At 71.3% G+C, this 15,042-nt stretch carries 15 protein-coding genes; 13 read left to right on the forward strand and 2 right to left on the reverse strand.

Features of this window, described 5'->3' with window-relative positions; all coding sequences use genetic code 11:
- Positions 1-35 precede the first annotated feature (35 nt).
- Positions 36-419 carry a methylmalonyl-CoA epimerase gene (gene mce, locus DJ81_RS06655; RefSeq protein ID WP_094557280.1) on the forward strand — a complete coding sequence of 128 codons (384 nt, stop codon included), beginning with the start codon at positions 36-38 and terminating at the stop codon, positions 417-419.
- 36 nt (positions 420-455) lie between these two features.
- Here the strand turns inward: mce and DJ81_RS06660 are convergent, their stop codons facing one another.
- On the reverse strand, positions 456-2,627 hold the full coding sequence (locus DJ81_RS06660; RefSeq protein ID WP_094523014.1) for a S9 family peptidase: 2,172 nt from the start codon (positions 2,625-2,627) through the stop codon (positions 456-458).
- Between the two features lie 203 nt (positions 2,628-2,830).
- On the opposite strand from DJ81_RS06660, the gene DJ81_RS06665 reads away from it, so the two are divergent.
- The 9 genes from DJ81_RS06665 to DJ81_RS06705 all read left to right on the forward strand — a co-directional run bounded on the left by DJ81_RS06665 (position 2,831) and on the right by DJ81_RS06705 (position 10,507).
- A complete protein-coding gene (locus tag DJ81_RS06665) occupies positions 2,831-3,526 on the forward strand; it encodes a cyclase family protein (protein WP_094589058.1) in 696 nt (231 codons plus the stop codon).
- A gap of 115 nt (positions 3,527-3,641) precedes the next feature.
- A complete protein-coding gene (locus tag DJ81_RS06670; RefSeq protein WP_053771189.1) occupies positions 3,642-3,923 on the forward strand; it encodes a 50S ribosomal protein L44e in 282 nt (93 codons plus the stop codon).
- Positions 3,924-3,925: 2 nt separating this feature from the next.
- Positions 3,926-4,099 carry a 30S ribosomal protein S27e gene (locus DJ81_RS06675; RefSeq protein ID WP_008004084.1) on the forward strand — a complete coding sequence of 58 codons (174 nt, stop codon included), beginning with the start codon at positions 3,926-3,928 and terminating at the stop codon, positions 4,097-4,099.
- Between the two features lie 18 nt (positions 4,100-4,117).
- A complete protein-coding gene (locus tag DJ81_RS06680; RefSeq protein WP_094589060.1) occupies positions 4,118-4,918 on the forward strand; it encodes a translation initiation factor IF-2 subunit alpha in 801 nt (266 codons plus the stop codon).
- 25 nt (positions 4,919-4,943) lie between these two features.
- On the forward strand, positions 4,944-5,126 hold the full coding sequence (locus DJ81_RS06685; protein WP_094523008.1) for an RNA-protein complex protein Nop10: 183 nt from the start codon (positions 4,944-4,946) through the stop codon (positions 5,124-5,126).
- Positions 5,127-5,202: 76 nt separating this feature from the next.
- Positions 5,203-5,955, forward strand: coding sequence for a proteasome assembly chaperone family protein (locus DJ81_RS06690; protein WP_094527730.1), 753 nt, complete (start codon positions 5,203-5,205; stop codon positions 5,953-5,955).
- A gap of 80 nt (positions 5,956-6,035) precedes the next feature.
- Positions 6,036-7,202 carry a thiolase domain-containing protein gene (locus tag DJ81_RS06695; RefSeq protein ID WP_094523004.1) on the forward strand — a complete coding sequence of 389 codons (1,167 nt, stop codon included), beginning with the start codon at positions 6,036-6,038 and terminating at the stop codon, positions 7,200-7,202.
- Entirely contained in the window at positions 7,199-7,672 is a 474-nt protein-coding gene (locus DJ81_RS06700) for a Zn-ribbon domain-containing OB-fold protein (RefSeq protein ID WP_094589062.1), read from the forward strand. The genes DJ81_RS06695 and DJ81_RS06700 overlap by 4 nt, the downstream gene beginning before the upstream one ends.
- 87 nt (positions 7,673-7,759) lie before the next feature.
- Complete coding sequence (locus DJ81_RS06705) at positions 7,760-10,507, forward strand: PAS domain S-box protein (RefSeq protein ID WP_094589064.1); 2,748 nt, start codon at positions 7,760-7,762, stop codon at positions 10,505-10,507.
- 3 nt (positions 10,508-10,510) lie between these two features.
- Here DJ81_RS06705 and DJ81_RS06710 read toward each other — a convergent pair whose 3' ends face one another.
- Positions 10,511-11,281, reverse strand: coding sequence for a VOC family protein (locus DJ81_RS06710; protein WP_094522998.1), 771 nt, complete (start codon positions 11,279-11,281; stop codon positions 10,511-10,513).
- A 229-nt stretch (positions 11,282-11,510) separates the two neighbouring features.
- Between DJ81_RS06710 and DJ81_RS06715 the strand changes: the two genes are divergently transcribed.
- From DJ81_RS06715 to DJ81_RS06725, 3 genes are all read left to right on the forward strand, one after another.
- A complete protein-coding gene (locus DJ81_RS06715) occupies positions 11,511-12,629 on the forward strand; it encodes a UbiA family prenyltransferase (protein ID WP_094589066.1) in 1,119 nt (372 codons plus the stop codon).
- A gap of 86 nt (positions 12,630-12,715) precedes the next feature.
- The gene (locus DJ81_RS06720) at positions 12,716-14,464 is read left to right on the forward strand and encodes a histidine kinase N-terminal 7TM domain-containing protein (RefSeq protein ID WP_094527735.1); all 1,749 of its coding nucleotides are present in this window, start codon (positions 12,716-12,718) and stop codon (positions 14,462-14,464) included.
- 114 nt (positions 14,465-14,578) lie between these two features.
- Positions 14,579-15,010 (forward strand): EamA family transporter, encoded by a 432-nt coding sequence (locus tag DJ81_RS06725; protein WP_094522992.1) that lies wholly within the window; start codon positions 14,579-14,581, stop codon positions 15,008-15,010.
- Positions 15,011-15,042: the final 32 nt, after the last annotated feature.

The raw sequence follows: 15,042 nt of genomic DNA on the forward strand, positions 1-15,042 counted from the left end.
GTTCTTATAAGTCGGCGGCGCCGGATCCGAGTCGTATGCGATTCGATCACGTCGGCGTCGCGACGCGCGACGCCGCCGACCTCGCGGACCTGTTCGAGGGCCTGCTCCACGCGCCGATCGCGCATGAGGAGACGTTCGACGGGATGGACGTCGTCTTCCTCGAACTCGACGGCGGCTACTTCGAACTCCTCGAGCCCGACGACGGCGGCGCGATCGCCGACTACCTCGACCGGGAGGGGCCGGGGATCCACCACGTCGCGCTCGCGACCGACGACCTCCGCGGGGCGCTGGACCGCGCCCGCGACCTCGGCGTCGACCTCGTCGACGAGGAGCCGCGTCCGGGAGCGTGGGGCCACGAGGTCGCGTTCCTCCATCCGCGGTCGACGGGCGGGGTACTCGTGGAGTTCGTCGAGCACTGAGCCCGAAGGCCCCTCTGCGGCGACGCCGACCGCGGTTCAGTCGCCGCCGTCCGCCGCCGAGTCGTGCGTCTCGTACCAGTCGAGGATCTTCTCCAGCCGGTGGATCGCCCGGTCCGGGTCGCCGATGTTGTGGTGCTCGTCCGGGTAGACGACCAGCTCGGCGTCGACCCCCTGCTTCCGGGCCGCGACGTACAGCTGCTCGGACTGGGAGGGCGGGCACCGCCAGTCCTCGCCGCCGGCCATCACGAGCAGCGGCGTCTCGATGCTCCCGGCGTCGAGGATCGCGGTCGACGCGTCGTACGCCTCCGGGTTCTCCCACGGGAGCCCGTACTCGGCCTCGAACCACGTGTGGGTGTCGTCGGTGCCGAACGCCGACCGGAGGTCGTAGATGCCGTGCTCCGGCGCGGCGGCGGCGAAGAGGTCGGGCTCTCGGGTGACGAGGAACCCCTGCGCGATCCCGCCGTACGAGAAGCCGTGACCGAACACGCGGTCGGGGTCGACCCAGCCCCGGTCCGCGAGCGACGCGACGCCCGCAGCGATGTCGTCGACCTCGGCGGTTCCCCAGGCGCCGGTCAGCTCCGCGGTGAACTCCCGGCCGCGGGAGGTGCCCCCGCGGTAGTTCGGTCGGAACACGAGGTACCCCCGGCTGGTCAGCGCGGCGTGCGCGAAGCTGAACACGGGCTCGTCGTACGACATCGGTCCGCCGTGGATCGCGACCACGAGCGGGTGGTCGCCCCCGGTCGGCTCGATCTCGGGGTCGTGATACACGACGCCGTCGAGCGTCCAGCCGTCCGACTCCCACCCGACGCGCGTGGCCTCCGGCATCGCGAACTCGTCGATCAGCGACTCGTTGACCGCGGTGAGCCGCAGGAACGAGTTCGGTTCCGTCTCCGAATCGAGGTCGTCGACGTCGACCGCGTACAGGTCGGATCCGTCGATCGGGTCCGAGAGGATCATCACCGACGTCGACCCGTCGGCCGAGACGTCGAAGCCGGCCAGCGCGCGGTCGCGGCCCTGCGCCGCGAAGACGCGTTCGACGGAGCCGTCGGTCTCCACGCGGACCAGCCGCGTGTGGCTCTCGTCGGCGATCGGGACGTATATGGCGCCGTCGACCCAGCGCGGCGCGCCGCCGCGGGCGACCGTCCGGTCGAGGTCGACGGTGAGAGAGGCGACGCTCTCGGCGTCCCCCTCGCCGTCCGCGTCGCCGTCGACGAGGTACACCTCGGCCGGCGCGGGGGGGTCGTCGGGGTCGCCCGCGACCGTCACCAGCTCGCCGGCGCCGGGGCGCCACGTCGGGACGCCGTGAGAGCGGTCGCCGCCGGTGAGCCGCTCGGCGTCGCCGCCCTCGGGCGACACCGCGTAGACGTCGCGGACCGTGGTGTCGTCGGGGCGGTCGAGCCGGCAGGAGGTGAACGCGATCCGGCCGTCGTCGCCCCAGTGAGGGTCCATCCCGGTCACGTCCTGGAAGGCGCCGCCGCCGTACGCGTCGTCGAGCCGGCGCGGGTCGCTCTCGGGATCGTCGAGGTCGACGACGAACAGGTACGGCGTCACCTCGTCGGTCCAGCCGACGCCGTTCAGCTTGTGCTGGAGGCGGGTCGTCTCGATCGGCCCGCCCTCCTCGCGCACTTGGTCGAGGTAGTCGGTCTCCTCGTCGGTCGGGTCGCGCGACTCGATCGCTAGCCGGTCGCCCGACGGCGACCAGTCGAAGTCGGCGACGCCCTCGTCGCGCTCCGTGACCTGCCGCGCGTCGCCGCCGAGCGCGAGGTCGAACAGCCACACCTGCGGCTTGGGCTCGTCGTCGCCGGGCGCGCCCTCGCCCTCGTCGTCGCCCGCCTCGTCGTCCTCGCCGGACGCGTCGTCGCCGGACGCGCCGTTCTCGTCGTCCGCCGTTTCGGCCTCGTCTCCGTCGCTCTCCTCCTCCCGGTCCCGCCAGCCGACGCGCCGCTCGGCGTCGCGGTCGCGGGCGGCCACGAACGCGAGGCGGTCGCCCTCGGGGCCCCACGCCGGCGCGGAGGCGCCGGACGCGCTCGTCAGGCGGTGCGGCTCGCGGGAGCCGTCGGTCGGGACGACGAACAGCGAGGCCACGGCCTCGTCCTCGCGCTGGTCGTACTCGGTGGCGGTGAAGGCGACGCGGTCCCCGGAGGGAGAGACGGCGACCTCGCCGATCTGCGTCAGGTCGTAGTAGGCGTCGAGCGGCAGTTTCGACATGGACGCACCGAACGGCGGCCGGAGGAAATACGTTCTGGCCGCGGAAGTCGGGGGAGGCGCCGGCGGTCGGAGAACGGCGCCACCGGCCGGAAAACGGCGTCGGCGCGATCGAGAAACGAAGCCCGCGGTCGACGGACGGTGCCGCCGGGGCCGGGCGCCCGTTCGCCCGCCGTTTTAAGCGTCGCCGCGTCCCACCCCGACCCGTGTTCCGCGACCTCTCGCGACCGATCGAGACGGGGATGCCGACCTACCCCGGCGACCCCGAGGTGACGCTCGCGCCCGACGCGACCCACGAGGCCGACGGCTACGCGACGAGCGAGCTCCGGACCGGCACCCACGCCGGGACCCACCTCGACGCGCCGCGCCACACGCTCTCGGAGGGAGCGACCGTCGAGGAGATCGACCCGGGTCGGTTCGCGTTCGACGCCCGCCTCGTCGACCTCCGGCCGCTGAGGCCGCGGGAGGCGATCACGGCCGATGCGCTCGAGAACGAGGCGAGGTTCCTCGGGGACGGAGGAGACGCGGTCGATCTCGGAGTCGACCTCCTCGTCCTGCGGACCGGTTGGGCCGCCCACTGGGGGAGCGACCGGTACCGCGACCACCCGTACCTGACCGAGGCGGCCGCGGCGCGGTGCCGAGACCGGGGCGTCGGCGTCGGCGTCGACGCGTTCGGGCCGGATCCGACGCCGACCGCGGCGAGGACGAACGTCGCGCCCGCGAGCGACGAGCCCGACGGCACGCCCGCTCACGACGTCCTCTTAAAAGAGAGCCTCCCGATCGTCGAGAACCTGTGCGGGCTCGACGGGCTGCCGGCGCGGTTCCGGCTGTACGCGTTCCCGCTCCGCCTGCGCGGCGGGGACGGGTCGCCGGTGCGGGCGGTCGCGGAGTGGGAGGGATAACTGGCCGGGCGGCGCGCGGGTATCTCGACCGCTCCGCGGGCCCGATCGCCGGCCGGGAGCCAGACCAAACCCGTTTTAAGCGTCGGCGACGAACCGCGACTCAAGGTCGATATCCATGGAGATGCCACGTCGTTTCAACACGTACTGTCCACACTGTGACTCCCATCAGGAGCACGAAGTGGAGAAGGTTCGATCGGGTCGGGCGACCGGAATGAAGCGAGACGCGCGCCAGCGACGCCGCGCGCTCGCGACGATCGGCAACGCCGGCGGGTACTCGAAGGTCCCCGGTGGCGACAAGCCGACCAAGAAGACCCACCTGAAGTACCGCTGCGGCGACTGCGGCAAGGCCCACATGCGCGAGGGATGGCGCGCCGGCCGGCTCACGTTCCAGGAGTAAGCATGGCGGGAAGCTTCCACCGCGTCGCCTGCGGCGACTGCGAGAACGAACAGGTCGTCTTCGGCAAGGCCTCCTCCGTGGTGTCGTGTGCGGTCTGCGGCACGACGCTCGCGACCCCGACCGGCGGGGAGGCGGAGCTCCACGGCGAGATCGTCGAAACCGTTGAGGCGCGGTAACCGCCTCACCCACCCCGTATGAAGTACAGCGGCTGGCCCGAACCCGGCGAGCTGGTGGTCGGCGACGTCGACGAGATCGCCGACTTCGGCGTGTTCGTCGACCTCGACGAGTACGAGGAGAAGCGCGGCCTCTGTCACATCAGCGAGGTCGCCTCCGGTTGGATCAAGAACGTCCGCGACCACGTCCGCGAGGGACAGACGGTCGTCGCGAAGGTGCTCGAGGTCGACGAGTCCGCGAACCAGATCGATCTGTCGATCAAAGACGTCAACGAACACCAGCGGAAGGACAAGATACAGGCCTGGAAGAACTCGCAGAAGGCCGACAACTGGATGCTGATCGCGCTGGGCGAGGACGTCGACGACGACCGCTACACCACGGTCGCCAACGCGCTCCTCGCCGAGTACGACTCGCTGTACGACGCCTTCGAGGCGGCGGCGATAAGCGGGAGCGAGGCGCTCGAAGGCGTCGACCTCGACGACGACGCCCGCGAGGCGATCGTCGAGGCGGCCCGCGACAACGTCTCGGTGCCGTACGTCGACGTGACCGGCTACGTGGACCTCGAGTCCGCGGCCCCCGACGGCGTCGACGACGTGAAGGCCGCGCTGGAGGCCGCCGAGGGCAACGGCGAGGTCCCGGACGGCGTCGACCTGGAGGTCGGCTACGTCGGCTCGCCCGAGTACCGGATCAAGGTCCGCGCGCCCGACTACAAGACGGCCGAGGACCAGTTGGAGGCGGCCGCGGCCCGCGCCCGCGAGGCGATCGAGGGCCGCGGCGGCGCCGGCGACTTCCACCGCGAGCGCCGCGAGGACGACGAGTAACCCCTCCGCGGACACCTTTCTACCCGTGAAATCCGACATTCGCGTCTGCGCGAACTGGGAGGCGACCCACGATCGGCCGGTGTACACGCTCGGCGACTGCTGTCCCGAGTGCGACGGCCCGACCGCCAACAGCGCGCCCGCGCCGTTCAGCCCGGAGGACCCCTACGGGGAGTACCGGCGGCGGGCGCGGCGGCGGGACTCGGAGTAGGCCGTCGGACGGTCGTCCGGCTCTCGCGCCGCCGGAATAGCCACCCTCTTGTGACCGCCGCCCCGACCAGTCCGGTATGGACGACATCGAGATCGACGAGGTAGCGACGCCGGAGCTCGACGACCCGGTGCTCATCGAGGGCCTCCCGGGCGTCGGCCACGTGGGGAAGCTGGCGGCGGAGCACCTGTTAGAGGAGTTCGACGGGGAGCTGGTCCGCCGCGTGTACACCACGGAGTTCCCGCCGCAGGTGAGCGTCGACGGCGACGGGGTCGCGGAGCTGACCTGCGCCGAGTTCCACGCCGTCGAGACCGACGGCGCCGACCTGCTCGTGTTGACCGGCGACCACCAGGCCGGCTCGAACGCGGGCCACTACACGCTCACGACGACGTTCCTCGACATCGCCGAGGAGTTCGGGGCGACGCGGGCGTACGCGCTCGGCGGCGTGCCGACCGGCGAGCTCGTCGAGGAGTACACCGTGCTCGGCGCGGTCTCCGACGCCGACCTCGTCGAGGGGCTGAAAGACGCCGGCGTCGAGTTCCGGCCCGACGAGCCGGCCGGCGGGATCGTCGGCGTCTCCGGGCTCGTGCTCGGGCTCGGCGGCCGCCGGGGCTTCGACGCCGCCTGCCTCATGGGCGAGACGAGCGGCTACCTCGTCGACCCCAAGAGCGCCCGGGCGGTGCTCGAGACACTCGAGGCGGTCCTCGACTTCTCGGTCGACTACGAGAGCTTAGAGGACCGCGCCGAGGAGATGGAGGAGGTGGTCGGGAAGATCCGCGAGATGCAGGACGGTCCCGCGGTGCCCGACGACGACCTGCGGTACATCGGGTAGGACGCGGTCCGACCGGCTTTTTATACAGAGCGACCGCGCCTTCCGGCAGCGATAAACCGGACCCCGATTATCGTTCAGGTATGACCGACGCACGCGTCGCCGGAGTCGGGCTCACGCGCTTCGGGAGCCACGCGGACCGCGCGGGACGCGACCTCTTCGCGACGGCCGCGGAGCGCGCGTTCGAGGACGCCGGCGTCCCGCGAGAGGACGTCGAGGAACTGAACTACGGGAACTTCATGGGCGCGCTCGCCGAGCATCAAGGCCACCAGGCGCCGCTGATGGCCGAGGCCGCCGGCGTGCGCTGTCCCGCGACCCGGTACGAGTCGGCGTGCGCCTCCGCGGGCGTCGCCGTCCGCGAGGCCGTCCGGACCGTCGCCGCGGGCGACGCCGACGTGGTCCTGGCCGGGGGGATGGAGCGCATGACGAACCTGCCGACCGCCGAGGTGACGGAGGGGCTCGCGATGGCCGCCGACGACCTCTTCGAGGTCCGGTCGGGCGTCACGTTCCCCGGCGCGTACGCCCTGATGGCGACCGCCTACTTCGAGGCGTACGGCGGGGAGCGACGGGACCTGGCCCACGTCGCCTCGAAGAACCACGCGAACGCGCTCCCGAACGAGTACGCACAGTACCGCCGAGAGGTGTCGGTCGACGAGGCGATGGACGCACCGCCGGTCGCCGAACCGCTCCACCTCTACGACGCCTGCCCGATCACCGACGGGGCGAGCGCGCTGGTGGTCGTCTCCGCGGAGTACGCCGCGGAACACGACGTGGACGCCCCCGTCGCGGTGGCGGGGACCGGACAGGGGACCGACCGGATGGCGCTCGGCGACCGCGAACACCTCGCTCGAACGCCGGCCGCCGACGACGCCGCCGAGGCCGCCTACGCGGCCGCCGGCGTGGGCCCGGACGACGTCGACGTCGCCGAGGTCCACGACTGCTTCACCATCGCCGAGGTGCTCGCCACGGAGTCGCTCGGGCTCTTCGAGGTCGGCGAGGGGGTTTCGGCGGCCCGCGAGGGGATCACGACCGCCGACGGCGACCTCCCGGTGAACCTCTCCGGCGGCCTGAAGGCGAAAGGGCACCCGGTCGGCGCGACCGGCGGGTCCCAGATCGCCGAACTGACGCGGCTGCTGCGGGGCGACCACCCGAACAGCGAACACGTCCCAGACGCCGAGGTCGGCGTCGCGCACAACGCGGGCGGAACCGTTGCCAGCGCGGTCGTCCACGTGCTGGAGGTGGCGGAATGAGCGACGACGGTGCCGGCGACGACGGCGACGCGGGGAGCGACGGCGGCGACGCCGACGGGACCGGCCCCACGCCGACGCCGGTCAGCGACGCCGGCTACGACGAGTGGCTCGACGCGCTCGCGGCGGGCGAGGGGTACGCGCTGGTCTGCCCCGACGGCCACGGGTCGCTCCCGCCGCGCCGGATCTGTCCGGACTGCGGGTCGGACGCGCTCTCGCGGGAACCGCTCGCGGAGACCGGACGCGTCGAGACGTTCAGCGTCGTCCACGTGCCCTCGCCGCGGTTCGCCGACGACGCCCCGTACGTCACCGCGGTCGTCGACCTCGGGCCGGTCCGAGCGACGGGGGTCCTGCGCGGCGTCGAGCCCGAGGGCGACGCGGTCGAGGTCGGACTGTCGGTGACGGCCGGCGTCGAGGAGCGAGCGACGGACGGGGAGCCGCTGGTCGCGTTCCGGCCGGATGACGGCGAGTAGGAGCCGCGGATCCGCCCGCCCTAGGGTGGTCGATGTTTCCGCTGGCCGACCAAATGGTTATACCGTCGTCACCAGTACTCGGGATCAATGAGAGACCGGATCCGCGTCCTCCTCGTCGACGACGACCCGGACCTCGCGGAGGTGACGGGATCGTTCCTCGAACGCGAGGACGAGCGGATCGCCGTCGAGGCCGCCCCGAACGCGACGGTCGGGCTGGAGCGGCTCGACGAGGGCGGGATCGACTGCGTCGTCTCCGACCACGACATGCCCGGACCGAACGGGATCGAGTTCTTAGAGCGCGTCCGGGAGCGCGATCCCGACCTCCCCTTCGTCCTGTACACCGGAAAGGGGTCGGAGACCGTCGCCAGCGAGGCGATCTCCGCCGGGGTGACGGACTACCTCCAGAAGGGCGGGGGTACCGAGAAGTACGAGATCCTCGCGAACCGGATCGCCGACGCCGTCATGAAGCGCCGCGCCGAGCGCGAGGCCGAACGGACCCGGACGCACCTGCGCGCGATCACCGACAACTCGATGGACGCGATCGTCACCATCGACGCCGACAGCGAGATCCGGTTCGCGAACCCCGCCGTCGAACGGCTGTTCGGCTACGCGCCGAGCGAGCTGGAGGGAGAACCGCTGACGAAGCTGATGCCGGACCGGAAGGCCGCGGATCACACCGCTGGGGTCGAACGGTACGTCTCCGGCGGTGACCCGAAGATGGACTGGTCGGCCGTCGAGTTCCCGGGCCAGCACCGCGAGGGCCACGAGGTGCCGCTGTCGATCTCCTTCGGCGAGTTCGAGGAAGACGGTGAGCGCCGGTTCGTCGGGATCATCCGAGACGTGACCGAACGCGAGCGGCATCGCGCGTTCCTCGAGCGCTCCAACGACATCGTCTCGGCGCTCGACGCGGACGGGACGTTCCAGTACGCGAGCCCGTCCGTCGAGTCGCTCCTCGGCTACGAGCCGGCGGACCTCCTCGGTGAGGACGCGTTCGAGTACGTGCACCCGGACGACCGCCAACGCGTCCTCGAAGGGTTCAGGGAGTCGATCGCCGGCGACGCGGAGAATCCGACGATAGAGCACCGGCTGGAGCGCGCCGACGGCGACTACCTGTGGGTGGAGTCTGTCGGCAGCAACAGGCTCGACGACAGCGGGATCGACGGGTACGTGATCAACACGCGGGACGTCTCCGACCGGAAGGGGCGCGAGGAGAAGCTGGCCCGTCTCCGCGAGTGGACGCGGGACCTCAACTACACCCGCACGGTCGAGGAGACGACGCAGCTGGCGGTGGACGCCGCGTCGGCGATCATCGGCGCGGAGCTGAGCGGGATCCACCTAGAGAACGACGCCGGAGATGCGCTGGAGCCGATCGCGCTCGCGGAGTCGGTCCCCATGTTCTTCGACGAGCAGCCGTCGTACGACCGAGGCGGGCCGCCGGGGTCGCGCGCGGCCCTCGCGTGGGAGGCGTACCGCGGCGACGAGCCGCTCGCGATCGACGAGCTCTCCGAGTCTGACCGCCTCGACGAGGAGACGCCAGCGGAGAGTCTCGTGCTCCACCCGATCGAGGGGCACGGGCTGTTCGTCATCTCCGCGTCGGCGGCGAACGCGTTCACCGACACGGACGTCCTCATCGCCGAGATCCTGGCGAACCACCTGGAGGCCGCCCTCGACCGCGTCGACCGCGAGACGCGCTTGGAGCGGCTTCACGACGCGACGCGGAACCTGATCCGCGCGGATTCTCGAGAGGCGATCGCCGAGCGCGTCGTCGACGCCGCGGCCGAAGTGCTCGGCTTCTCCGTGACGACCGTCCGGATCCACGACGAGGACGCCGGCGGGCTGGTCCCGGTCGCCGTGTCGGAGGCCGTCGAGGCGACGCTCCCCGAGCGCGAGGTGTTCACGCCCGACGGCGGGAGCCTCAACTGGGCGGCCTACGAGGCGAACGAGGTCCGGGTGTACGACGACATCGAGACTCTCGACGCCGCCGACAACGGGACGGGGCTCCGGAGCCTGATGATCCTCCCGGCGGGCGAGTACGGGACGGTATCGATCGGCGAAACCGACCCCGGCGTCTTCGACGGGACCGACGTGTTCCTCGCGAAGATCCTCGCGACCGCCGCGGAGACGGCGTTCCAGTCGGAGGCCCGTACCGAGCGGCTCCACCGGCGGAGCGCGGAGCTAGAGCGGCAGAACGACCGGCTGGAGGAGTTCGCAAGCGTGGTCTCCCACGACCTCCGAAACCCGCTCAACGTGGCTCAGGGCCGGGTAGAGCTGGCCCGAGACGACTGCGACTCGCCGCACCTGGACGCCGCGGCCGGCGCCCATGAACGGATGGACGGACTGATCAGCGACCTGCTCACTCTCGCCCGCGAGGGGGAGCGCGTGAGCGACACGGAGCTCGTTGCCTTCGCGGCGGTCGTCGAGTCCTGCTGGCTGAACGTCGACACCGCGGACGCGACGCTCGCCGTCGAGACCGACCTGACGCTGCACGCCGACGAGAGCCGGCTGCAACAGCTGATCGAGAACCTGATGCGCAACAGCGTCGAGCACGGCGGCGATCGCGTCGCCGTCACGGTGGGCGGCCTGACCGACGGCGACGGGTTCTTCGTCGCAGACAACGGACCCGGAATCCCGCCCGACGACCGGGAGGACGTGTTCGACGTCGGCTACTCGACCTCGCGGGAGGGGACTGGGTTCGGCCTCCGGATCGTCGAGCAGGTGGCGACCGCTCACGGCTGGGACGTGCGGGTCACGGACGACCCCGAGCTGGGCGGCGCCCGGTTCGAGGTGCACGGCGTCGACGTCGCGGAGCGAGCGGCGAGAAACGAGGGGCGCTGACGCCTACTCCCGGACGAGCAGTTCGATCTCGTGGCCGTCTTGATCCTTCGTGAACGCGTAGTTGTGGTCGCAGGAGGCGGGGTCGCGGTAGTCCGGCGCCTCGCGGGTCATCAGCGTCTCCCACGCCTCGTCGAGGTCGTCGACGCGGACGCAGAGGTGGCCCCAGCCGTCGCCCATCGTGTACTCGCGGCCGTCGTAGTTGTACGTGAGCTCCAGCTTCATCGCCTCCTTCGGGGCGTCCTCGGGAGCCATGAAGTAGTTCGAGAAGGTGTCCGCCTCCCAGCGGCCACCCGGCTGCTCCGTGTACTCGAACTTGCGGGTCCAGTAGCCGAGCGCCTCGTCGGCGTCCTCGACGCGGATCATCGTGTGGTCGATGCTCCACTTCTCGCCGTAGTCGCGCTTGACGATCTCGATCTCGTGGCCGTCCGGGTCCTTCACGAACGCGTAGCGGTTGCCGCACGACTCGGGGTCTCGGTAGTCCTCGACGCCCTCCGCCATCAGCTGGTCGTACGACTCCTGGAGAGCGTCCTCGGGGACGCGCACGGCGATGTGACCCCACGCGTCGCCGATCTCGTAGGTGCGGTCGCCGTGGTTGTAGGTGAGCTCTAAGAGCGCGCCGTCCTCGTGGACGTCCTCGGGGCCGAGGTAGACGTTGGTGAACGTGTCCGCCTCCCAGCGTCCCTTCTCCTCGTAGTTCAGGTGCGTCTGGTACCAGTCGAGGCTCTCCTCTAAGTCCTCGACGCGGATCATCGTGTGGTCGAAGGTTCCGTCCATAGGGGACGGATCGGCCGCTCTCCTCAAAAGCGTACTGAAGGGGGCACGGAGGACTCGGGACGCCGCCGATCCGCCGGTGGGCGACGCACGCGAGATCGAATCGGCTCAGTCGGAGATAAAACGCCCACTATTATCAGTTTGTTTATTCATTTTATTATGTATAAATAGGTTCGGTGGTTTGAGTATAGCTGGCGGGTGCCACCGACAGTCGGGGTGCCGGCCGCAAACAATGTCAAACAGGACAGATCCGCCGTCGGAGTTCATCGACGGCACCGACTCGGAGAATCACACCGAACAGTTCCCGTCCGAGACGCCGGCGCGCGCCTCGACGGAGTCGACGCCACCGCGTCGAGAGTCAGCGGCGCCGAAAGGCACGTCTCCGGCCGCGGTCGGGACGACTACCGACCCCGCGCGCCTCCTCGGCGCGTTCGCGTCGGGGGCCCCGTTCATCGCGCTCGTCGCGGCCGTCGAGACGCTCATCGCGACCGTTCTGCTGGGCGTCCGGCCGACAGCCGCCCCGGTGGTCGTCGCACTGGTCACCTTCGCGGTGTACACCGTCGACCACGTCGCCGACGCCGACGCCGACGCGGCCTCGACCCCGCAGCGGGCGCTGCTCGCCCGGCGCTACGGAGACCAGCTGATGGTCGCCGCCACGCTCGCGTACGGCACCGCGGTCGCGCTCGCGGTCATCGGCGGACCGGTCGCGCTCGCGGTCACGCTGCTCCCCGGTGCGTTCTGGGTCGTGTACGCCTCCGACTGGCTGCCCGACCTCGGCCGGGCCGTCGGCGACGTCCTCGCGAGCGTCGCGCCCGACGACCAGCCCGTCGGGCGAGTCGGTGCGGGGGTCACCGACGGCGGGCACAGCTACGTCCCCCGCCTGAAGGACGTGCTCGTCGTCAACTCGATCGTCGTCGCCGTGGGGTGGGCGACCGCCCTCACGTTCCTCCCGATCGCGTTCGCCGAGGCGGCGGTAGGGCCGGCCGTCCCGGTCGTCTTCGCGTACTTCCTCCTCCGGTCGTTCGTCGACGCCGAACTCCCGAACGTCCGGGACGTGGAGGCGGACGCGGCGGTCGGCGTCGAGACGCTCCCCGTCGTGCTCGGCGTCGCCCGGACCCGGCGGGTGCTGTACAGCGTCGACCTGATCGTCGCGGGCGCCGTGACGGCCGCCGCCGTCGCCGGGTTGCTCGCGTGGCCGCTCGTCGGGGCGCTCGGCGTCGGCATCGCCGCGTCGGTCTGCGTCACCGCCCTCGCCGGCCGCGTCGACGACGCCGCGGTCCTCGGCGTCGCCCCGGACTGCACTTACCTCGTCGTCGGCGCCGCGATCGCGGGGGTGTCGCTGGTCGGCTGACCGACTCCCGCCGTCCGCCCGATCGCGGCGCGGATGTCGAATCAGGGAAACAAAATGATTTATATTACCTTTACATGTAATTAAGTGTGATCGGGCTGAGTCCGCTCTCCATCGCGCTTCTCGCCGCGGTCGTGACCGGGACGTCCGCGGCGATCCTCGCGTGGCGGGAGCGGCCGGAGGCGGGGGCGACGTGGCTCGCGCTGCTCCTCGTCGGGCAGGTGTGGTGGACGACGTTCCTCGTCTTCGAGTTAGAGGCGTCGACGCTCGCCGCGAAGGCGCTCTGGTACGACGTGCAGTGGGTCGGCGTGGTAGTGGTCCCGGTCGGGTGGCTGCTGTTCGCGCTGGAGTACACGGGCCGCGACCGGTACGTGCGGCCGAGCGTCGTGGCGGCGGCCTGCGTCGCACCGGCGATAACCGTCCTCGTGGTCGCGACGGGCGACCCGTTGGGGCTCATCACCACCGACCGCGCGGTCGCCGACACCGCGGTCGGGTCGTTCCTCCGCGTCGACGTCGGTCCCTGGTACTACGTCATCGCCGGCTACACCTACCTGATGGGGCTGATCGGGTCGGTCCCGATCCTCCAGCTCGTCCGCGACGACGCCCGTCCGTTCCGGGGGCAGAGCGCGGCGCTGCTCGTGGGGACGGCGGTGCCGTGGGTGAGCAGCGTCCTCTATCTCACCGGGGCGATCCCCATCCCCGGACTCGACCCGACCCCCGTCGCGTTCGCGGCCTCCGGGGTCGCGTACCTCCTCGCGCTGTCGCGGTTCCGGCTGCTCACGCTCACGCCCGCGCCGCGCCGCCGGGCGCGCCAGCTCGTCTTCGAGCAGCTCCACGACCCCGTGTTCGTCGTCGGCACCGAGGGCCACGTGCTCGACCTGAACCGCAGCGCCGCCGACGTGTTCGAGGTCGACCGCCGAACGGCGGTCGGCGAGGCGGCCGGCGCGGTCGTGCCCCGCTACGACACGCTCGACGGTGAACGGGGCGACGTCGGGCCCCTCTCGATCGTGGGACGGAACGGGCGCCGACCGTACGAGGTCACGGTGCGACGCGTGACCGACAACCACGGTCGGGCGGTCGGGCGGCTCATGGTCTTCCACGACGTTGGCGAGTACCTCGGCCAGCAGCAGCGGTTGAACGTGCTCAACAGGGTGTTCCGACACGACGTCCGGACCGAGACGAACCTGATCCACGGGTACGCCGACCGACTGACGGCCGACTCCGGAGACGAGCGCGCGCTGTCGGTCGTCAAGGAGAGCGCATCGCGGATCCTCGATCTCAGCGAGCGGACCCGGACCGCGAGCGAACTGTTCGACCCGGTCTCGGAGCCGGAGCCGCCGGTCGCGCTGTCCGCGGTCGTCGAGGAGGCGGCGGCTGACCTCCGCGAGGAGTTCCCAGACGCTCGGGTGTCGATCGACGGGGACGTGCCGGACGTGCCGGTTCCGTCGACCCTCCGCGTCGTCGCGGCGAACCTCTGTTCGAACGCGGTCGAGCACAACGACGCGGACGCGCCGTCCGTGTGGATCGAGGCGACCGTCGCGAACGGCTGGGTCGAGGTCTCCGTCGCCGACGACGGCCCGGGGATCGACCCGGCCGAGTACGAGGTCTTGGCGCAGGGCACGGAGACGCCGCTGGAACACGGCAGCGGGATCGGCCTCTGGATCGTGAAGTGGGGGATCGACGAGGTCGGCGGGAGCGTCTCCTTCGCGGAGCGGGAGCCCCGCGGGACGGTCGTCACGGTCTCCGTCCCCACCGGCGACGCGGCGCCGGCGGGCGGGGAGGAGTCGGCCGGCGCCGAGACCCACGCGTCCGCCGGCTCCGCGGGCACGGGTCGGTAGCCGCCGGCCGACGGTCGCAGGTCGGTAAACTCCGTCCGGCGGTCGCGAGTCGGTAGCTGCCGGCCGTCGGTCGCAGGTCGGTAGGCACTAGTTCGCCCCGGTCGACCCGCCGGTATGGACGCTACGTATCTCCCCTACGCGCTCCTCGCGATGGGCGCGTACGCGCTCGTCTCGCCGCTGATGCGCGTCGCGACCACGGGACCGGACGCGGTCCCGAGCGACGTCGCCGTCGTGGTCTCTAACACCCTGCTCATCTGCATGGCCGTCGGCGTGCTCGCGTACACCGGCCAGGGGTTCGCCGTCCACCTCGGGTCGCCGAAGATCCTCCACGTGCTCGCGGCCGGAGTGTTCCTCGGGATCGGCATCCTGGCGCTGTACCGGTCGCTCGCGTTGGGGCCGGTGAGCGTCGTGACGCCCATCTTCGCGATGTTCCTCGTCTTCTCGTCGGTGATCGGCTTCCTCTTCCTCGGCGAGTCGTTCACCGCCCGCAAGGCGGTCGGGATCGTCTTCGCCGCCGCGGCCGTGTACCTCGTGTCGGGCGCCTGAGATCTGTCTCCGCCTCAACGTCGCGGTCGAGT

Origin of the sequence: Halorubrum sp. Hd13, assembly GCF_002252755.1 — an archaeon.
Classification (GTDB): domain Archaea; phylum Halobacteriota; class Halobacteria; order Halobacteriales; family Haloferacaceae; genus Halorubrum.